Genomic DNA, 17,472 nt, shown 5'->3' on the forward strand with positions numbered 1-17,472 from the left:
CGCGACAGGGAGAAACGCCATGAAGGACGATACGCCCACGGACTATCACGCCATCGCCAGGGGGCTCGCCTACCCCGCGCAGGCGCTCATCGACGGCAGCTTCGTGCCGGCCGACTCGGGCCGGACCTTCGAGACCAGGGATCCCTATACAGGCGCGGTGCTTTCGCAGGTGCCGCGCTGCGACGCGCGGGACGTGGACCGCGCCGCGGCCTCCGCGCGCCGCGCCTTCGAGTCCGGCGCCTGGTCGGGGCTGCACCCCTCCGAGCGCAAGGCGGTGCTGGGTCGGCTGGCCGACCTGATCATGGAGAACCGCGAGGAACTGGCCGTGATGGAGGCGGTGGATGCCGGCAAGCCCGTCACCGACTGCCTCGCGATCGACATCCCCGAGACCGCGTCCTGCATCCGCTGGCACGGCGAGGCGCAGGACAAGCTCTACGATCAGCTCGCCCCGTCCGCGCCCGACGCGGTGGGGCTGATCGTGCGCGAACCCCTCGGCGTGGTGGGCGCCGTGCTGCCCTGGAACTTTCCGCTGATGATGATGGCCTGGAAGATCGGGCCGGCGCTGGCCACCGGCAACTCGGTCGTCGTCAAGCCGGCCGAACAGACCAGCCTCACGGCGCTGCGCCTCGGCGCGCTCGCGCTCGAGGCCGGCGTGCCGCCGGGGGTGCTCAACGTCGTCACAGGCTTCGGCCCGGAAGCGGGCGAGCCGCTGGGCCGTCACATGGACGTGGACGCGATCACCTTCACCGGTTCCACCGAGGTTGGCCGCCGGTTCCTCGAATACGCCGCGCAGTCCAACATGAAGGAGGTCTGCCTCGAGATGGGCGGCAAGAGCGCGGCGGTCGTGCTGGAGGACGCCGGCGACATCGAGCACATCGCCGAACTTCAGGCCAACGCGATCTTCTGGAACATGGGCGAGAACTGCACCGCCAACAGTCGCATCATCGCGCATGCCGCCGTCTACGACGACCTGGTGGCCGCCCTCGCGCGCCACGCCGCCGACTGGACCGTGGGCGACCCCCTGGGTCCGGCGACGAAGAACGGCCCGCTGGTCAGCGCCGAACACCTGGGCAAGGTCGCGGCGCTGGTGGAAAGTGGCCGGCGGGAGGGCGCCCGCGTCGTCTGCGGCGCCGAGGCCGGAGAGGGCCTGTGTTACAAGCCCACCGTCTTCGCCGAGGTCACGCGCGAGATGGAGATCTTCCAGACCGAGATCTTCGGCCCCGTCGTCGGCGTGACGAAGGCCGAGAGCGACGCGCAGGCGATCGAACTGGCGAACGCCACGGCCTACGGCCTGGCCGCCACGCTCTACACGCGCGACGTGGCCAAGGCGCACCGCTACGCCCGCGCGCTCAGGGCCGGCACGGTGAGCGTGAACGCCTATTCCGAGGGCGAGATCTCGACCCCCTTCGGCGGCTACAAGGCCTCCGGTTTCGGCGGCCGCGACAATGGGATCCACGCGCACGAGCAATACACCGAACTCAAGACGATCTGGATCGACCTGTCCTGAGCGCCGGCCGGCCGCCCCGATCGCCTCCGGTCGCTCGCAAGGCCCTCGTTCCGCGCCGGCGTGCGCTCGCGCCCGGCGCGCATCCCGGCTGCGCCGCCGAAGTTGCCTGCAGGCCCCGGTCGGCGGCACGGACTTGACGCGTGACCCGGCGCCGCTTAGCAGACGAGACGCGGGCCTGTAGCTCAATTGGTTAGAGCAGAGCGCTCATAACGCTTTGGTTGGGGGTTCGAGTCCCTCCGGGCCTACGCGACCCGACCCGGCCCCATCTGCGCCTTTTCGAGCGTGGCGGGACTGCTGCGGCCGCGCCTTCCAGAGGAGGCAACCCTCCGAGCCGCGCGGATCGTCGGGCGACGGAGGAACCCGGCCTGGCCGCGGGCCCGGACGACCCGCGGCCGCCGCTGATCTCAGCACATTGGTCTCGACCGCTGAAACTGGTCCGTTCCGGGAGCGGATTCTCGGGCCGACTTCGGAAACCAGAGTCGTGCCCGGATACCAGAAAACGATTCACCCACGGGCAGATCGCGTACGCGCTGAGGCTGGCAGAGGGCGGCACGAGCGTCGGCTTTGTTGCGCAAAGGCCGGGTGAGGGATTCATCTCGCGAATCCAGCGTGGTAGCTGGTCTGCATGAGCAGACCCATCCCGCTGGCACGCGATTTCTGTGCCCGTGTCGCCGAACTCCAGATCCGAGCCGCTTTGCTGAACGGCTTCACCGCGCTCGGCATACCTGTCACGGAGCCCGTGGGATAACTGCGTCCGGGGAAAGGGGAGGTCCAGGCTTCACGCCCTGTGCGCAAGAAAGCCGATTGATGTGGCGGAGGGGACGGGACTGAGATCCAACGTTCTCCAAGTCTGACCCGCCGGGGGCTGCGCTGGCACTATCTAGAAAATTCACATCTGAACAATGGCTTAACCGAAGCTATTCTTGAAGCGATCCATCTGATGCATCCGCGCGTGAAGGATCGTGACGATGCCGTTGTCCCCAATTGACCGCCTTCTCCAGTACACGAAAAGCCGCTTGTAGCGGACGAAGTACCCCTCCACCCCGAAGTCGGCCGGCATCTGCAGTCGGTGGCCGAGATCATCACCGGGGGTTCACGGCATGGCGGCCCGGCTGTGCAGGACCCGGATACTGACCGGAGGAGGATACGAGCTCCCACCTACTCAGATCTCTCGGACATCCACAGTGACATCCATTGATAGCAGATCGGTCGGTCTTCCGTGGAAACTGCCGGTCACCGGGGCAACCTGCTGGATCCTCCTCGCAACGGCGACGGGAATGAGATTGGTGGAGCCGACCGATCTGTTGGTGGGGTCGAACGAGATCCAGCCCGCTCCGGGCACGAACACCTCGACCCAGGCGTGGGTGGAGCCCGCGTCCGCCGATCCGACCCGGTCGCCGGAGGGATCGAAGAGGTATCCCGAGACGAGACGAGCCCCGAACCCGAGGGTCCGGACGGCCTCCGCGAACAGCACCGCGAAGTCCCGGCACGACCCCCATCCCCTGTCGAGGGTCTCGAGCGGTCCCTGCGTGCCTTCCGTCTCGCGGGTCTGGTAGGAAATCCCGGCGGTGATGCCGTTGCTGACGTCCTTCAGGAGGGACAGCGTGTCGGTGGGCCGCGCCATGACGAAGCCCTCGACCCACCCCCGCAGCCGCCCCGTGTCGTCCGCATATTGCGGCATGGCCAGCGCGCCTAGATCGGTCCAGTCGTCGGGTGCGTACACGAAGGGGTACGAGGCCGCGTCGGCCGCGATGGGGAAGACGGGCCAGACCGGCGCGCGCAGGTCCACCTGAACGCGCGACCGGATCGACAGGGCGTCCGTTATCGCGTCGAACCGTGCTGTCGCGACGGCGTTGCCGGCAACGTCGTGTGACCAGTCGATGCGGGCTTCGGGCGTGATATCCAGCTCGAAGGACGTCAGGCTGAGGTCCCGTGTCTCCCGCGGCCGCAGCATCAGCCGGTGCGGACCGACCGAAACGGCGGTGCGATACCGATAGCGGGTCGTGTGCTTGATGGTCACTGATGGCATCGGCGGAACCTACGACATCCGACCGCCGGAACGCCGGCGCCCCTGTCCGTAACCTTCGTGGATGGCCGCGCGCCAGACGGCGGATCCCTTGCAGCGCGAACAGATGCGCTCGCCGAACCCCTCGCTTCGGAAGGGCGACCTGCATCGCAGGCAGATGCGCTCGGCGTCAACGTCGCCCGCGGCCCTCTGCATCTGGATTTCAGCGTCGTCTGTGTTGATCGTCACTTGCGCTCCTCACGCTTCCGCAGCCGCTCCATGTCCGAAATGGCCCGGCTGATCAGTTTCCGAATGCGGTCGTCAGCATCGGAAGTTGCCGAATACCGTTCGAGAAGAAACCGCCACTTCTCCATCACCGCGACCCATGTTCGCGCCGGTTCCGCAAGCATCTGGTCGTCGAGACGACCGACCTGCGCGTGCTCCGGGTGCTCAGGGGCCGGCGCGCCGTTCGCGGGACGCCGCCGCATTTCGCTGTCGTGACGCTCCGCGGCGGTCCTGCGACCATCAAGATCGATCGGATGGTCGGTCATGGCCGTGCTTCCGTGGTCTCGCCTGAAAACGCTCTCGGCCGCACGCGCTGCTGCAGATCGGACACGCACGTCATTCTCCGATGCCCGGGCGCCCGCTGCCACCCCGCGGTCCGGTATCGTCCGTCTCGGTCCCTTTGCGCGGCACGGCTCCGTCGCGGGTTTCCCGTGCATCCTTCTCGCCAGCTTGCGGCCGAGCCGAATGGAGGTCACGCAGTTCGGACTCGTCTACCCCATCAGCCTGCATGACCAGACGGATCATCGGGTCGGCCAGCATCTCCTCGAGGAAGTAATCCGCAAGGGCCTTGCCGGTGAGCTTGTCCCTGGCAACCGCATGCTCCAGGTCTGCCAGCGGCACCGTCAGCGTTCGACCGAGCCCGGGGTGCGAGGCGCGCGGATGGAGGTGCACGAGGACGGACGACGTCCAAGTGCCCGGCTCGATCCAATCCAAGGGCTCGAGCAGCTGGGTCTCGATCTCGTATTCGCCGGGCGGCAGGGTCTCGTTGAAACTCGGAAGCTGGAACGGCCGGAGGAACACGGCGGTCGTCTTGATCGAGGCGGTCATCACGATTCTCCCGGATAGTTTCATGTTGCGACGTCCCTGCCAGGCGGGCCGATGAAGGGCAGATCGGCACGACCGGCGTGGACAGGCCCTGCCTAGTTTCGAGAACCGGGCGACGCGTCGGAGGGATCGTCCTTGGCATCCCATGTCCAGACGTCGAATTGCGTCAGCGTACTCGGCCCGAATGTCTGGGTCAGAGGAACATCGGCGGCGTCCCGACCGCGCGCGATCAGGATCCGGCCCTTGCGCGGAGCGTTGTTTCGTGGATCGAAAACCCACCATCGGCCACCAAGGAAGACCTCCATCCACGCCGCGAAATCGTCCGGCGCATGGGGCTCCGGCTGGCCAAATTCGCTGAGGTAGCCGGTGCAGTAACGAGCGGGGATGATCATGCAACGGCAGAGAGCGATGGCGAGATGGGCAAAATCCCGGCAGACGCCCTGCCGTCCGGCCAGCGTCTGAGATGCCGTCCGGGTCGCGCTGGCCTTCATGTAATCGAACGTGACGCCCGAATGCACGAAATCGCAGATCGCCTGCACGCGCGCCCAGCCGGGCGGCGTTGTCTCGAAACGGCGCCAAGCCTCTTCCGACAGAATATCCGTGTCGCAATATCGACTGCCGCGAAGATAGACCAGCGTCTCGAAGGGCAGGTCCTCGACGGCGTGCTGCTCGGCCTCGGGTGCTGTCGGATCAGGCCGTCCGGTATCGCGGAAGATCCCGTCGGTGGACAGGGTGAAATCCCCCGGCGGCGCCACCATCCGCGTGCACCAGTTTCCGAACCCGTCGCGATAACTTTGCAGCGGCACGCTCGGCTGCGTCACGAGGTAGTCGGCACGCTCCAGATCGCCGAAACGCGAATAGTGCACGTTCAGGATGGCGATGATGGGTGTCGACTGGATCAGCCGGTAGCGCAGGCGGCAGCCGATCCGCATCCTTATGCCGGCCGTCTCGGCCAGGCGCGATCCGGGGGTGCTATCGTCCAAGAACGCACTCCTCGTCCAGAAGCTGAAAACCGCGATCGCAACGCCAGCGGTTTCCGGACCGGTCGAGGTGGGCGTTCGCGGGCAGGTCGATCGCGACGCAGGTGCCGTCCACCGCCTCGAAGCCGCGGTCGCACCGCCAGCCCGGCCCGTAGGAGGCCTGGTCGAGATACGCATTCGCGGGACGCGGCACGGGATCGCAGCGGCCATCGAGCTCGACAAAGCCTCTCTCGCAGGCCCATTCGACGCCATAATCCTGGTTCGTCAGGTAGCCGTTCTCGGGAACAGCGATCGGAACGCAGGCTCCGTCACGCGCGGTGAAGCCGCGGTCGCACGCCCATCCGGACCCCGAGGGATCGCCAGTGAGATAGGCGCCTTCGGGAAGGACGATCGGCACGCATGTCTCCCTGTCCTGTCGATACCCACGATTGCATTCCCAGTCGAACCCCGACGATCGGAGGAAGGCATTCTCGGGGACGGGGATCGCCTCGCAGGACGCACCACCCACCTCTTCGTAACCGCGCCGACACGCCCAGCCCGAGCCGTAGGACTTGCCGGTGGCGTAGGCATTCTCGGGGACGTCGATGGCGACGCATCCCTCGCCGTCCACGCGGTATCCAAGCCTGCAATCCCAGCCGCCGCCATAGGTGCGCGTCTGTGCATTCTCGGGCGTGGGTCCGGTGCCGTCCTGCGCGAGGACGGGAAAGGCGACGAATGCGATGACGCCGGCCAAGGCCGCCATTCGCTGGAACAGCCTTGCCCGTGGGTGTCTCTTCGGCTTCTCCTGGAGGTGCGATTGCTTCTCGCTTGCAAACCGGAGACCCTCCGCCGTCGAGCGTGTCTTCGACAGCCCCAGCGTGAGGGTTCCGGTCAGCCGTCGAGTGGGCGCGGGCGGTTGCGGCGCGTCCCTCGACAAGGATCCCGACGGCATGCCTTCGTTCTCGGCAACCTGGAGCGGGAATTCCTGCGGGACTCTAGGGCGGGCGCTACCGGTCATCGCGTCGACAACTTGACCAGGGCCGCGGCAGCAACGGCATGCTCCTTCTGGTGGTAGTCACCGTGAAACTTGCCGTCCACCTTCACCTCCCAGATCCCGCTTCTCTCACGGATCTGCACCCGGTCCGGCCGCTTCGGACGCTCCGTGTCGGAGCCTTGTCCGTCTCCGCGTCCCGGCGGTACCGTTTTGGTGTCGGTCATGTCCGGCTCCTTCGCCTTTGGCGCGCGCAAATCCCCGAGGAGCATCACGGCGCGAATGAATTCTTCCGCGTAATCGTCGGTTTCGCGGTAGTCGTGTTCGTGTTTCGCCATGCGCATCGGTTCCACGAACCGTTCTCTTAGATGGTCGATGAAACGCGGTTCCGTCCGCGCCATGTAGGCTATCAGTGCTTGCAGGATCCGCTCATGGGCAAGCACCCTCCGCTCAAGATCGGTTATTTCCGGTTTCGGGTTTAACGGATTGGCGGCCGGTGCCATGGTCGTCTTTTCTCCACTTTGCTGAATCACACTGTCAAGCTTCCAAGCGACCTGAGCCCGCGTGCTTGGAAACAGGCATCATCACTTCATCGAAATGCTAACCTTCATGTCTTGATACCATCCTCGAGACGCATGCGTGCTGACCCAGGTTAGGGTCCGACCGACTGCCGTGCTAGGTTTCGACAAGCCCGCGAAAGGGCATAGACATCGTCGCGTGCGATTCCGGCTCTTGAAGGACCAGCGCGTCATCCGTTGGCTGCGATCCTTTCGAGACCTTCACGGTGGAGTATCAACACTTCCTGCGCCGACCGCATCTTGATCAGCTTCGACAGCCTGAACTCCCCGAGCTTTCGACAGAGGGTCTCCGGCGACATGCATATGAAATTCGCGATTTCGGTCCTCGACGCGGGAAATGTGAAGCGTCCGCAGGACGTCGTCTCAGACTGCTCCATTTCGAGAAGAAGAATTGCGACCTTTGTGGCAGAACGCCTCTTCCCAAGTAGGGATATGTGGTTGCGAAGCATGTCGCTTTCGCGATTCATCGAATTGAATACCCGACGCTTTAATTCGACGTCGCGCTCAAGCGCCATTTCAATCCGATCGGTGCGATATCGGCGGATTGCGCAAGAGCGCACGACTTCGGCCGAGTAGCGGTAGGTAGCCTCATTCGTCAGGCCGACGATATCTCCTGGACCGGCGAAGCGAAGGATCTGGCGCCGCCCCTCCAAGGTCATTATCGAATAGCGGACTGATCCTGAAATGATTTCAAAAAGGAATTCCGCGGGGTCATTCTGGCGAAACATCACGGAGCCTTCTCGAAACTGCCGTGCCGTCAGAGCCGTGCAGCGTGTTTGATCTAGCGGGAAATCGGGTCCATCAGGGTTGCGGAAGTCCTGTGCGCGAATCGAAAGAAGGTTGAACAAACCTGTGTCGCGATTCAGCATTATTCGCACTCTCTTTTGTGATCGCAATCGCAGGCGTAGTGTTGCTTTGGCCGCCCGTTCGTTTGGTGCCGGTCTGGGGCGCAGTCCGGACTGATGCACTCCGTTTCCTGCGGCCGACCGTTCAGGATTTCATGTCTGGCTCAGAGTTCCAGTGCACTGAGACAGGCCTGCGCGATGTCCCGGTCAGGGGCATCAGTACCCGGCATGGTTGCCCAACCCGCCTCCATGAGCGCGTCGCGCCTCTGGTAGGTCGAGGCTGCCCTGATCGTTGCCATCTTGTCCGCGCGCGACGGATCGGACCGAGCCATGTCGAGGCACACCGGTACCATTGAGGCGACGACATCGTCCCGGGACATCGCCATCGCTCTGTCATTCGCGGTTCCGCCGGTCACCCAGCCGCCCCAGGTAAAACCGACCACGCCGACAAGTGCCGCGCCGATCACGGCACCATAGATGCCGGGCTTGAGCCATTCGGGAGCATTCATTTCAAGTCCTCCTGCGGAGAAAGCGCCGCCTCGCTGTGATTGTTTTTCTCAGTCGCGCCCCGATCCCGGCTCAGCGCCTCTTTCAGGTCGCTGTCGGAAATCGCCCGCAACTCGGTCCGTCCCGCATGACCGCCCCTTCCGCGCACCGTCATGTAGGTCGCCGTCCGGCGATACGCCTCAAAGCTCAGCCCCTGAAGAAGCTCCTCTTCGACAAGAACCTCGTAGTCGCCCGCGGGCAAATCTCCCGGGTATCCCGGCAAGCTGAACGGGTTCAAAAACGTCACCGTCGATCTGGTCGACCGCATGTTCATCTCTGGTCTCCGCTATGTTGGCAGATCCGTCGCTCACCACTGTTGACGGCCCCTCGGAGTCGGGGCCGACCAGTCGAACGATTGAGTGTCTTGTACCTCGGGATCGTTCGGCTGGCGCTGACGCATGTTAGTCCCGGGCACCGAACCGACTGCGAACTTCCTGAGGGCAGTCGCCCGCACTGATCTGCGTAAGGGCGGCGAGACCGACCTGCGCGTATCCTCTGGGAAACAGGGATGATCTGCATTCCTGCAACCCTTGAAAGGATTGGCGATGGCCGACCCCAATGTTCTCAACCCGCACCCGCCCGAGTTCGATCGGTTTCTCCATGCCTCCGTCGGCGAGGACCGGAACGGCTATGCCGTGACTGTCCTCTCCACGCTCGCACGGCTTGGCCTCGATCCATGGAAGGAAACCGCTGAACTGGTCACGCTCGGGCGCGACGCCGCGCGGGCACGATTGGGAACGCTGCTTGCCCGATTTCGGGACGTTCCTGCGCTCGCCAGCGATTACGGTAAGGTCGCACGAGACTTGAGCCAGCTGCTCCCCGAAGACCGGGCGTCAGGTAGTCTGAAGCGAGCCGCCTCGACGGTGGCCGGCGGCCGGCCGGGCACAAGCGGAGCGATCTGGGCGGTGCTCGCGATCGTTTTTGTGCTGTTTCAGATGTTCATGGTTGGCGGGTCGGGGACAGGCGAATGACCGTATCAACCGCGACCGCGGGGAAACCGGCACATGCGGCACACAAGTCCGGGACGCTATCGCCTCGCGAACAGGGCGTTCTCTGGGACATGGAAGAGCACTTCTGGACCAGTGGCGCCGACAACGCGCGGGCAACGACTGCGACCAACGCCGTCATGGTCTTCCCCTATCCGCCCGGGATCCTCCAGGGCGACCAAATCTGGACCCATCTTCAACAGAGAACCGGCTGGCGGTCCGTCTCGATGGCCGAGCGGCGCGTCACCCGGTGTGGTGATATCGCCATTCTCACCTATCGCGTCTCGGCAGAAAAACCCGATGTGCCGATCTACAAGGCCCTCTGTGCCTCTACCTACCTCAACGATGACGACAGATGGCTGAGGATTTCCCATCAGCAAACTTCGGTGAATTGAGATGCGCATGGGCAACCGACCTGCCGCAGGCATCGGGGCTAACCTGTGTCAGTGCGGCGGGGCTCCGACATCGGCTAGACAAGGGATGCCACCCGAACATTTGGTGGCAGCGTAGATTTCCGAGTACCTGAGAAGCGTGTGGGCGTGCCGTTCCCCGAAAAGGTCGGCATGTCGGCACGCTTCTTATTCTCGGAGCGTCCAGAAAGGACACATCCAATGACTCCCGAACAAAACAAGACCGCCGACAAGATGAAATCCGTCAAGGCCGCGTGGGACAAGGCGCCCTCCGGCCCGAAGAAAGACGCGGCGCTGAAGCATTACCAGGCAGCCGAGAAGGCGCATACGGCGAAGAACGACGCCGAGACCAACAAGGAACTCGATGCGGCGACCCACGCCCTCGCGTGACTTCCGGCGTCTAACGTGATCACCGGGGCCGCCTGCCGAGCAAGAGAGGGCGGCCCGTCATTTCAGGAGCGGCCCGGTCTGGTCCAGATACGCCGGATCGAATTCGGCAACGTCCACCAGTCCGCCATAGTCGTGAAACGTCACGCGGCCGTCCCGGAAGGTCACCAGATCGCTCTCGCGAAGCTGTCGCAAGACGCGGTTCACGTGTACGGCACTCAGTCCTAGAGCATCCGCCAGGTGATACTGCGTCAGCGGGCAGTCGTATCCCTTCTTGCTGCCCATACCCACCAACGCCAGCCTCGACCCCAGCTCTAGCAGGAAATGTGCCATGCGCGCATCGGCGTCCCGCCGGCCGATCCCGACGAGATGCTCCACGACCATCGCTTCGTCCCTTGACGCTGCCCAGAGGATGGCGGTCGCGAGGCGGGGCGTCTGCGCGAACGCATCGAGTAGATCGCTCGTCAGCACTTCCGCAGCCTCGATGTTCACGATGGGTTCGAAACTATGATCCGACGTGCGCAAAAGAACGCTCCGCAACCCCAGAAAATCCCCCGGTATCTGAAAATCGACGATCTGACGCGTCCCGTCCGCCTGGATCTTGTAGGAACAGACCCAGCCCGACGACAGGATGTAAGCGGCTTGATCGGACTGTCCCTGATGCACCATGTCCCGTCCGGCGACGAACGTTCGCCGGCGCCGGTGCAGACGATCGAGCACGCCCAACTCGGCTTCCGACAATGCGACGAACGCGGAAAGCTTGCGGATCAGCGGACTGTGCGCCTCGACGGTCATGCGCTCCCTCGATGGCTGGGTGGGTCAGGGTTGATTCATTAGCGAAAACTTCTGGCCCAGCCACTGCTTCAGATCAGTCCATGCTAGCACATTTCCTGCGACAAAGGTGCGGATCATCCCGGCGAGCGACGCTCCTGCACGCCAGTTCACAGCGAGGAACGCCCACGATGCCAGACCAGAACGATCACGCCGGCCTGGCGGCCTTGTCGATCTGCGAAGCGCTTCTGCTGGCGATGAACGACCACAAGCTGCTGCCAGAGCACGAGATCATCGGGGTTCTCCGCGATGCCGCGACAACCCACGAGAACGTCACCGGCCCGGAGGCAGAAATGCATCAGGCGGTTGCGGCTCTGATCAACGGGATCATCGCCGGGGGAAACTCCGTGCGCAGGCCGTGACCCCAACACGCCTCACCTAGAAGGACCATGGATTGCCTTTTCGATCTGCTTCCGCATTGCCCCGCCTGCCGCTTCAATCGCCCGACGATCACGGCATGCTTCGCGGCAGCGACGGGCGTGATGGCAATGTGCGATCAGACCGTTGCGATTACGAACGAGGTCCGAGCGCGTTGCCGGGTCAAGCCCTGCGGCCACAGGGTACATCCGAGGTGGCCCCACCCGATGCGGGCAACTCGTCCGGTGTAGCTGTTCCCGCGCAGGACAGCACGCACCTACGCGCGTCGGACTGGACGAGGACGCTGGCGAGATATCGCCAGCCGCGGCCCTCCCGAAGCGTTTTCGAGCTTGCCGTCACATTCATCCCCTTCGTCGCGATCTGGGCAGTGGCCTGGTGGATGCTGTCGATCAGCGCCATATTGTCACTGGTCCTTGCGTTGGCGAACGCGGCCTTCCTCGTCCGACTGTTCATGATCCAGCACGATTGCGGGCATGGATCTCTGTTCCGCGACCGGTGGCTCTGCGACTGGATCGGCCGGGGGATCGGCGTCCTCACTCTCACACCCTACGACGTCTGGCGCCGGACCCACGCGATCCACCATGCCTCGACCGGCAATCTCGACCGCAGGGGCGTCGGAGACATCCCGACCTTGACGGTGAGTGAATATCGGCAGAAGCGATGGCTCGGCCGGGCACTCTACCGCCTGCTTCGCAATCCGGTCTTTCTGTTCGGGGTGGTGCCGTTCTATACCTTTTTCCTGCAGAACCGGCTGCCCGTTCACTTGATGAGCTCCGGCGGGCACTACTGGCTGAGCGCGATGGCGACGAATGCCGCCATTGGCCTCGTCCTCGGCGTAATCGTCTGGCTGGGCGGCTGGGACGTGCTTCTGTTCGTGTTCCTGCCCACGATGCTCCTGGCTGCGATAGCCGGCATGTGGTTCTTTTACGTCCAGCACCAGTTCGAGGAGACCAGCTGGCAGCACGAGGACGACTGGAACGTGCAGGAGGCGGCCCTTCACGGCAGTTCGCACTACGACCTTCCCGGCATCCTACGCTGGATCACCGGCAATATCGGTGTCCACCACGTCCATCATCTGGCCAGCCGGATCCCGTTCTACCGCTTGCCCGAGGTTATCGCGGATCACACGACCCTCGCAGGGACGAGCCGGATCATGCTGTGGGAGAGCTTCCGCTGCGCAAGGCTGCACCTTTGGGACGAGAAGCACCGGCGACTTCTTTCATTCGCGGAGGCCAGGACGCTTGCTGCCTGAGCCGTCCGGGACGCGGCTGAGGCGCCGGCGACTGCGTCTCGTGGTCAGCGCATCTGAGTTGCGATGACAAAGACTGTGTCGACCCGAAAAGGTATGCTTCTCCCGTGATTGATACTCATCAAGGCCTGCCCCACGAGGCAGCAGACAGCATAACGAAACCCTTCGCACGCTTCCTGAAGATCGAAGCGGCAGCTGGTGGGCTCCTGCTCTTGGCTGTACTGCTGGCTTTGGGGCTGGCCAACTCACCTTGGCAAGAAGGCTTTCTGAGCTTCTGGGAGACCCCCATCGGTCTCACATTCGGCTCGTTGGATTTCACCCGCTCTCTGCGGCACTGGATCAACGACGGTCTGATGACCCTTTTCTTCTTCGTGCTTTCTCTGGAACTCAAGCGCGAGTTGGTTCTGGGCGAATTGCGAAACCCTCGACAGGCCGCCCTGCCGTTCGCAGGCGCCTTGGGTGGCATGGTCGTGCCAGTCTCTCTCTATCTTGTGTTGATGTCCGGGCAACCTGGCATGCACGGCTGGGGAACCGTGATGGCGACCGATACGGCCTTCGTGATCGGGTGCCTCGCGCTCTTCGGAAGCCGGATCCCGCTCACCTTGCGATTGTTCCTGCTGTCTCTGGCCATCTTTGATGACGTCGGTGCAATCCTCGTGGTCGCCTTCGGTTACGGTGAGGCGTTGAACTGGTCGGCTCTCGGATTGGGCTTTCTGGGGATCTGTATCGTCGCAGGCGCGTCGCGCCTCGGGATCAGAAGTGTACCGGTCTATTTCCTTCTGGGAGCGGCAGTCTGGTTATGCTTCGATGCTTCCGGCGTCCACGCGACCATTGCAGGTGTCATTCTGGGCCTGATGACGCCAACGCGCATATGGGTGAGCGATGCCCGCCTGCGTGCAATCCTTGGGCGGGTACTCGCCGTTCCGGCCGGCGATCGTCGACAAGGAGATGCCGCAAGCCACCGCGACCTGCGTCAAGCCGGCAGAGCGGTCACTGAGTCGCTCTCACCAGTCGAACGGCTCGAGATGATGCTGCACCCCTGGGTCGGCTTTGCAATCATGCCGATCTTCGCACTGGCAAATGCCGGCATCACGGTTGAGGGTGTCGATTTCGCACAATCGATCTCGCTTGCGATCATTGTCGGCCTGGTGTTGGGAAAACCGATCGGTGTCTTCGGGTTCAGCTGGATTGCTGTCCGATCCGGCCTAGCGCTACTTGCGCCGGGTTTGACGTGGCCGTTCGTTCTGGCCGGCTCGTTTCTGACGGGGATCGGTTTCACGATGTCGCTGTTCATCGCCGGACTCGCATTCGACAGTCCCGTCCTGAATGCGGCGAAGTTGGGCATTCTCGCAGGATCAGCTATCTCTGCGGCAATTGGCATCCTCATGCTGCTACTTCTTACGCTTCTCGTAGCCCGAGCAGGAAGCGCCACGGCAGCTGGGCATAAAGTTCAGAAGATCTAGAATGGGAAGAAGATCGGGATCACCCCCACCACCGATCCGCCGACGATAATGTTCATCGGAATACCGATTCTCAGGAAATCGCCAAATCTGTAGTTTCCTGCGCCATACACCAGTGTGTTGGTCTGATAGCCAACCGGGGTCGCAAAGCTCGCGCTTGCACCAAACATCACGGCGACGACGAACGGCCTTGGGTCGGCGCCAAGTTCTGCCGCAACACCGATCGCGAGCGGTGTAACCACGACGGCCACGGCGTTGTTGGTGACCGCCTCGGTAAGCGCCGAAGACAGTATGTAGATCACTGCGAGCGTGACAATTGGTGGAAACTCAATGAGTGCCGGAGCCAATGTCTCCACGATCAAGCTGACAGCCCCTGTATTCTGCATACCGGTGCCGACGATCAACATGGAAAAGATCAGCACAAGGACGCTGGCGTCAATGGAGGCCCAAGCCTCATCGTTGTCGATGCACCGGAGCACGAGGATGGCAGCGACCGCGACGAGGGCAAGCACGCTTATCTCGGCGAACCCGGCAGCGGCGAGCGCCACAACCGCGAAAAGAGCGAACAGAGCAAGCGGCGCTTTCCCGCGGCGAAACGCGCGCGCCCCCGCGTCCGTGATGGCGGCAAGATCGCCCACCTCGGTCAGACGGGCAAATCCTTCAGGAGTTCCTTCCAGTAGCAGCGTGTCTGCAGGGCGCAATAGCGCGGTGGAGAGGTCGGGTCCAAGTAGTTCGCCATGTCGGTGGGCGCCGAGTACCCGCATTCCGTAACGGTGTCCCATGGCAAGCTGCGCAATTCGCACCCCGCGGCTTCGGCGCGACAGCGTCACGATTGCCTCGGCGACGATCAATTCGGGGATGTTTTCCGTCGCTGGCCCTTGGCGCAACCCGACTTCGATCCCTGGAAGCTTCCTCAGAGTGAGCAGTTCCGATGTCGCCACCTTGGCAATGATCCTGTCGCCAGGTTCGAGTACATGTTCCCTCAAACCGTCGCGCTTTACCCCAGACCGCGCGCGGATGCCAACGATCTCAATACCTCGTCGATTGAGGGCGGCGATTTCATGAATAGGTCGACCAATGCTCGGGTAGTCCTCTCGTAGGCGTACCTCGGTCAAGAAAATCGCTCCATCGTCGTCGCCCTGTCCTGCAAGATTCTTTCGGTCCGGAAGCAGGACAGGGCCCATCAGAAGGAGCGCCACGCCCCCCGTTGCCGCGGCCACCAGGCCGACGGGCGTGATCTCGAAAATTGAAAATGGCTCCAAGCCAGACGCCTGGGACACGCCGTCAACTAGGAGGTTGGTCGACGTGCCGATCAGAGTACAAGTCCCGCCCAGGACCGCCATGTAGGATAGCGGGATCAACAGGCGCGTCGCAGCAAAGTCGAAACTCTGCGCCAAACGGATGGCCACCGGTATCAAGACAACGACGACCGGCGTGTTATTCATCAAGCCCGAGGCGACAAGCGTCGCGATGAGAAACGCCGCTGTGCCCGCAATCGGGCGTTTTCTCGCCGCGGCGACGACCCGGTTCGCGAGTGCGTCGAGAAGCCCGGTTCGGACCAAAGCGCCGCTGATTACGAACATCGCGGCGATCGTGAGGGGTGCAGGGTTGGCGAATGCCGCCAGAACTTCATTCGTGGGGACAAACCCGAAGATAATAAACAATGCGGCAGCCCCCGCAGCGGTTACGTCCGGCTCGAAGCGCTCGGAAATAAATGCCGCAAACAAGAGAAGAACGATTGCCAGCGCAATGTAGGGTTCATAGCCGTTGGTGAGATCGATCAACCCATCCTCCGGGCTATATACATTCGCCACAGATGGTCTTTCGGACGAATAATCCATCCTCTGGAGTAATCAGCGGCAGACAGATCGACCTCAATGTCCCCGACATTTAGCCGTATCGAATATGGACCAGCGGCGACGTAGCCGTCCGCTGCACGACAATTGCCTTGCGCGCCGACTCTACAGCGTGTGTCGAGCACGATCAAACTATCAAAGGCCTCCCGTTCGTCTCGCCCGCGGGCTCCTAAGAGCTGCTTGTGCCACCAAAATTTTTGGCCAATTTTCATCTGAGGCGGCCCCCGCAGACACGAGCCTGCTCCCGCATCACGGCGTAGTCGCTCAACATCTCCGCGACCGCCGATCCCTGTGGCAGCAAGGCCAGGTCGTCGGCCGCCCGCGCCTGGAACTCCCTGCCATACTCGACCACGGGCGGGCACGTCGCGAGCCTCCCGTCCTCAGAACGAAGCGTCGCGCAGCCGCTCAGCAAGATCGTGGTGATCGCGAGGACGGCGAGCGGCCGCTTCCAGCATCCGGCGTTGGACGTCATTGGCCTTCTCCATGGCTTCGATGCGTTCGACGAGGCGTCCCGCTCGCTCCCCGGAGCGGCGCAGGGAAAGCAGGAACAGAAGGATCGAAGAGGCGGTGACGCCGTAGCGGAGCACCGTGCACGCCCATGCCGATCCGGCGAGCGTGGCGAGGAGGCCGCCAATCACCGCCGCCCCCGGCGCCAGTCATCGAGGCGGGCGTAAATCGTGACCGCGATTCCGCCTAGCGCGACCGCGATGAACACCCAGCGCAGGGTGTCGAGATACGGGACGAGCGGCAGGATCGCGGTCTGGGTCTCGGTGAGCAACTGCTGAGCCACCTCGACTCCGGCCGCTCCGAGCGTCGCGACACCCGCCGCGCCACCGCCCTTCATGGTGCGGCTGGCGGCCAGCACTTCGCGCGCAGGCGGCGTCTCGGCTGCGAATGCGGTCTCCCGGACCGGGAACCGCTCGCCCCATTGTCGCGCGGGCCCCAGGTCGACATGCATGAACCCCGAGCGCGGGTAAAAGCCGAAGCCGAGGAACCCGACCTCGCGCGCCGCGGCCTCGAAGGCCACCGGGTCATGGTTCGCCATGGCGATATCGAAGGCGGCGCCCTCAAGATGTTTCGACCGGGTAGCACCGCCGACAGCGCGGTTGTGCTCGGGGCTGCGATAGGCGGAACGCACGATCAGCGGCTTGCCCAACCGGTCGCGCAGCGCCTGTAGTTTGTCGAGCGCGGGTTCGTTGATCAGCAGCTTTCCAGTGCCCCGGCAGGCGATCTCGGCCGGGCTGAAATTCGGCCAGCGCCAGGTGCCCTCAGGCACGTTGCGCCAATGGCCGTGGAAGGTCGTGGTCATGGGGTCCTCCAGAAACGAAAAACCCGCCTCAAGGGCGGGTCATTGCGGGCCGATGAATGGAATGG

20 protein-coding genes, 1 tRNA gene and 1 pseudogene are annotated in these 17,472 nt (G+C 63.6%); 9 read left to right on the forward strand and 13 right to left on the reverse strand.

The features are described from left to right. Positions 1 to 19: 19 nt before the first annotated feature. The 3 genes and pseudogenes from DRV85_RS15690 to DRV85_RS15700 form a co-directional block, all read left to right on the forward strand. Positions 20 to 1,507: an aldehyde dehydrogenase gene (locus tag DRV85_RS15690; protein ID WP_113290427.1), complete on the forward strand. Its 1,488-nt coding sequence runs from the start codon at positions 20 to 22 to the stop codon at positions 1,505 to 1,507. A gap of 171 nt (positions 1,508 to 1,678) precedes the next feature. After that, positions 1,679 to 1,752 (forward strand) — tRNA-Ile (locus tag DRV85_RS15695). Positions 1,753 to 2,150: 398 nt separating this feature from the next. Then, positions 2,151 to 2,255, forward strand: a pseudogene (locus DRV85_RS15700) (IS5/IS1182 family transposase); the annotation flags it as partial. Positions 2,256 to 2,669: 414 nt separating this feature from the next. On the opposite strand, the gene DRV85_RS15710 reads toward DRV85_RS15700, so the two are convergent. From DRV85_RS15710 to DRV85_RS15755, 9 genes are all read right to left on the reverse strand, one after another. After that, entirely contained in the window at positions 2,670 to 3,527 is an 858-nt protein-coding gene (locus tag DRV85_RS15710) for a transglutaminase family protein (RefSeq protein ID WP_420820930.1), read from the reverse strand. Between the two features lie 230 nt (positions 3,528 to 3,757). After that, a complete protein-coding gene (locus tag DRV85_RS15720; RefSeq protein WP_113290430.1) occupies positions 3,758 to 4,063 on the reverse strand; it encodes a hypothetical protein in 306 nt (101 codons plus the stop codon). A gap of 70 nt (positions 4,064 to 4,133) precedes the next feature. After that, positions 4,134 to 4,625, reverse strand: a complete 492-nt coding sequence (locus DRV85_RS15725) for a hypothetical protein (protein WP_199525991.1) — start codon at positions 4,623 to 4,625, stop codon at positions 4,134 to 4,136. A 92-nt stretch (positions 4,626 to 4,717) separates the two neighbouring features. Beyond that, positions 4,718 to 5,560, reverse strand: coding sequence for a transglutaminase-like domain-containing protein (locus DRV85_RS15730; RefSeq protein ID WP_420820931.1), 843 nt, complete (start codon positions 5,558 to 5,560; stop codon positions 4,718 to 4,720). Between the two features lie 34 nt (positions 5,561 to 5,594). Beyond that, positions 5,595 to 6,599 carry a hypothetical protein gene (locus tag DRV85_RS15735; protein WP_147238867.1) on the reverse strand — a complete coding sequence of 335 codons (1,005 nt, stop codon included), beginning with the start codon at positions 6,597 to 6,599 and terminating at the stop codon, positions 5,595 to 5,597. After that, positions 6,596 to 7,075, reverse strand: coding sequence for a hypothetical protein (locus DRV85_RS15740; RefSeq protein WP_199525993.1), 480 nt, complete (start codon positions 7,073 to 7,075; stop codon positions 6,596 to 6,598). Before DRV85_RS15740 ends, DRV85_RS15735 begins: the two co-directional genes overlap by 4 nt. 245 nt (positions 7,076 to 7,320) lie before the next feature. Then, positions 7,321 to 8,019 (reverse strand): Crp/Fnr family transcriptional regulator, encoded by a 699-nt coding sequence (locus tag DRV85_RS15745; RefSeq protein WP_113290434.1) that lies wholly within the window; start codon positions 8,017 to 8,019, stop codon positions 7,321 to 7,323. Between the two features lie 140 nt (positions 8,020 to 8,159). Next, positions 8,160 to 8,504, reverse strand: a complete 345-nt coding sequence (locus tag DRV85_RS15750) for a hypothetical protein (protein WP_113290435.1) — start codon at positions 8,502 to 8,504, stop codon at positions 8,160 to 8,162. Continuing rightward, a complete protein-coding gene (locus DRV85_RS15755; RefSeq protein ID WP_233495549.1) occupies positions 8,501 to 8,815 on the reverse strand; it encodes a hypothetical protein in 315 nt (104 codons plus the stop codon). Before DRV85_RS15755 ends, DRV85_RS15750 begins: the two co-directional genes overlap by 4 nt. A 271-nt stretch (positions 8,816 to 9,086) precedes the next feature. Here DRV85_RS15755 and DRV85_RS15760 point away from each other — a divergent pair, with 271 nt between their 5' ends. The 3 genes from DRV85_RS15760 to DRV85_RS15770 all read left to right on the forward strand — a co-directional run bounded on the left by DRV85_RS15760 (position 9,087) and on the right by DRV85_RS15770 (position 10,327). Beyond that, positions 9,087 to 9,512 carry a hypothetical protein gene (locus DRV85_RS15760; RefSeq protein ID WP_113290436.1) on the forward strand — a complete coding sequence of 142 codons (426 nt, stop codon included), beginning with the start codon at positions 9,087 to 9,089 and terminating at the stop codon, positions 9,510 to 9,512. Continuing rightward, on the forward strand, positions 9,509 to 9,922 hold the full coding sequence (locus DRV85_RS15765; protein ID WP_233495550.1) for a hypothetical protein: 414 nt from the start codon (positions 9,509 to 9,511) through the stop codon (positions 9,920 to 9,922). The genes DRV85_RS15760 and DRV85_RS15765 overlap by 4 nt, the downstream gene beginning before the upstream one ends. 216 nt (positions 9,923 to 10,138) lie before the next feature. Further along, the gene (locus tag DRV85_RS15770) at positions 10,139 to 10,327 is read left to right on the forward strand and encodes a hypothetical protein (RefSeq protein WP_113290438.1); all 189 of its coding nucleotides are present in this window, start codon (positions 10,139 to 10,141) and stop codon (positions 10,325 to 10,327) included. A 57-nt stretch (positions 10,328 to 10,384) separates the two neighbouring features. On the opposite strand, the gene DRV85_RS15775 is transcribed toward DRV85_RS15770, so the two are convergent. Next, the gene (locus DRV85_RS15775) at positions 10,385 to 11,119 is read right to left on the reverse strand and encodes a Crp/Fnr family transcriptional regulator (protein WP_113290439.1); all 735 of its coding nucleotides are present in this window, start codon (positions 11,117 to 11,119) and stop codon (positions 10,385 to 10,387) included. 167 nt (positions 11,120 to 11,286) lie between these two features. Between DRV85_RS15775 and DRV85_RS15780 the strand changes: the two genes are divergently transcribed. The 3 genes from DRV85_RS15780 to nhaA all read left to right on the forward strand — a co-directional run bounded on the left by DRV85_RS15780 (position 11,287) and on the right by nhaA (position 14,245). After that, complete coding sequence (locus tag DRV85_RS15780) at positions 11,287 to 11,517, forward strand: hypothetical protein (RefSeq protein ID WP_113290440.1); 231 nt, start codon at positions 11,287 to 11,289, stop codon at positions 11,515 to 11,517. A gap of 95 nt (positions 11,518 to 11,612) precedes the next feature. After that, entirely contained in the window at positions 11,613 to 12,785 is a 1,173-nt protein-coding gene (locus DRV85_RS15785) for a fatty acid desaturase (protein ID WP_233495551.1), read from the forward strand. 104 nt (positions 12,786 to 12,889) lie between these two features. Further along, on the forward strand, positions 12,890 to 14,245 hold the full coding sequence (nhaA, locus tag DRV85_RS15790) for a Na+/H+ antiporter NhaA (protein ID WP_113290442.1): 1,356 nt from the start codon (positions 12,890 to 12,892) through the stop codon (positions 14,243 to 14,245). Here the strand turns inward: nhaA and DRV85_RS15795 are convergent. The 3 genes from DRV85_RS15795 to DRV85_RS15810 all read right to left on the reverse strand — a co-directional run bounded on the left by DRV85_RS15795 (position 14,242) and on the right by DRV85_RS15810 (position 17,407). After that, positions 14,242 to 16,083, reverse strand: coding sequence for an SLC13 family permease (locus DRV85_RS15795; protein WP_113290443.1), 1,842 nt, complete (start codon positions 16,081 to 16,083; stop codon positions 14,242 to 14,244). The genes nhaA and DRV85_RS15795 overlap by 4 nt on opposite strands. Positions 16,084 to 16,478: 395 nt before the next feature. Then, positions 16,479 to 16,736 carry a hypothetical protein gene (locus DRV85_RS15805; RefSeq protein ID WP_113290445.1) on the reverse strand — a complete coding sequence of 86 codons (258 nt, stop codon included), beginning with the start codon at positions 16,734 to 16,736 and terminating at the stop codon, positions 16,479 to 16,481. Further along, positions 16,733 to 17,407, reverse strand: coding sequence for a YcbK family protein (locus DRV85_RS15810; protein WP_113290446.1), 675 nt, complete (start codon positions 17,405 to 17,407; stop codon positions 16,733 to 16,735). Before DRV85_RS15810 ends, DRV85_RS15805 begins: the two co-directional genes overlap by 4 nt. Between the last annotated feature and the right edge of the window lie 65 nt (positions 17,408 to 17,472).

This window comes from Rhodosalinus halophilus (assembly GCF_003298775.1).
GTDB lineage: Bacteria > Pseudomonadota > Alphaproteobacteria > Rhodobacterales > Rhodobacteraceae > Rhodosalinus > Rhodosalinus halophilus.

Bases quoted from the DNA above. Each gene is read 5' to 3' on its own strand.
- DRV85_RS15720 (WP_113290430.1), bottom strand. From the start codon at position 4,063: ATGACCGACCATCCGATCGATCTTGATGGTCGCAGGACCGCCGCGGAG.
- DRV85_RS15690 (WP_113290427.1), top strand. From the start codon at position 20: ATGAAGGACGATACGCCCACGGACTATCACGCCATCGCCAGGGGGCTC.
- DRV85_RS15750 (WP_113290435.1), bottom strand. From the start codon at position 8,504: ATGAATGCTCCCGAATGGCTCAAGCCCGGCATCTATGGTGCCGTGATC.
- DRV85_RS15810 (WP_113290446.1), bottom strand. From the start codon at position 17,407: ATGACCACGACCTTCCACGGCCATTGGCGCAACGTGCCTGAGGGCACC.
- DRV85_RS15765 (WP_233495550.1), top strand. From the start codon at position 9,509: ATGACCGTATCAACCGCGACCGCGGGGAAACCGGCACATGCGGCACAC.
- DRV85_RS15795 (WP_113290443.1), bottom strand. From the start codon at position 16,083: ATGGATTATTCGTCCGAAAGACCATCTGTGGCGAATGTATATAGCCCG.
- DRV85_RS15775 (WP_113290439.1), bottom strand. From the start codon at position 11,119: ATGACCGTCGAGGCGCACAGTCCGCTGATCCGCAAGCTTTCCGCGTTC.
- DRV85_RS15755 (WP_233495549.1), bottom strand. From the start codon at position 8,815: ATGAACATGCGGTCGACCAGATCGACGGTGACGTTTTTGAACCCGTTC.
- DRV85_RS15770 (WP_113290438.1), top strand. From the start codon at position 10,139: ATGACTCCCGAACAAAACAAGACCGCCGACAAGATGAAATCCGTCAAG.
- DRV85_RS15780 (WP_113290440.1), top strand. From the start codon at position 11,287: ATGCCAGACCAGAACGATCACGCCGGCCTGGCGGCCTTGTCGATCTGC.
- DRV85_RS15745 (WP_113290434.1), bottom strand. From the start codon at position 8,019: ATGCTGAATCGCGACACAGGTTTGTTCAACCTTCTTTCGATTCGCGCA.
- DRV85_RS15760 (WP_113290436.1), top strand. From the start codon at position 9,087: ATGGCCGACCCCAATGTTCTCAACCCGCACCCGCCCGAGTTCGATCGG.
- DRV85_RS15725 (WP_199525991.1), bottom strand. From the start codon at position 4,625: ATGACCGCCTCGATCAAGACGACCGCCGTGTTCCTCCGGCCGTTCCAG.
- DRV85_RS15735 (WP_147238867.1), bottom strand. From the start codon at position 6,599: ATGACCGGTAGCGCCCGCCCTAGAGTCCCGCAGGAATTCCCGCTCCAG.
- DRV85_RS15785 (WP_233495551.1), top strand. From the start codon at position 11,613: ATGCTTCGCGGCAGCGACGGGCGTGATGGCAATGTGCGATCAGACCGT.
- DRV85_RS15740 (WP_199525993.1), bottom strand. From the start codon at position 7,075: ATGGCACCGGCCGCCAATCCGTTAAACCCGAAACCGGAAATAACCGAT.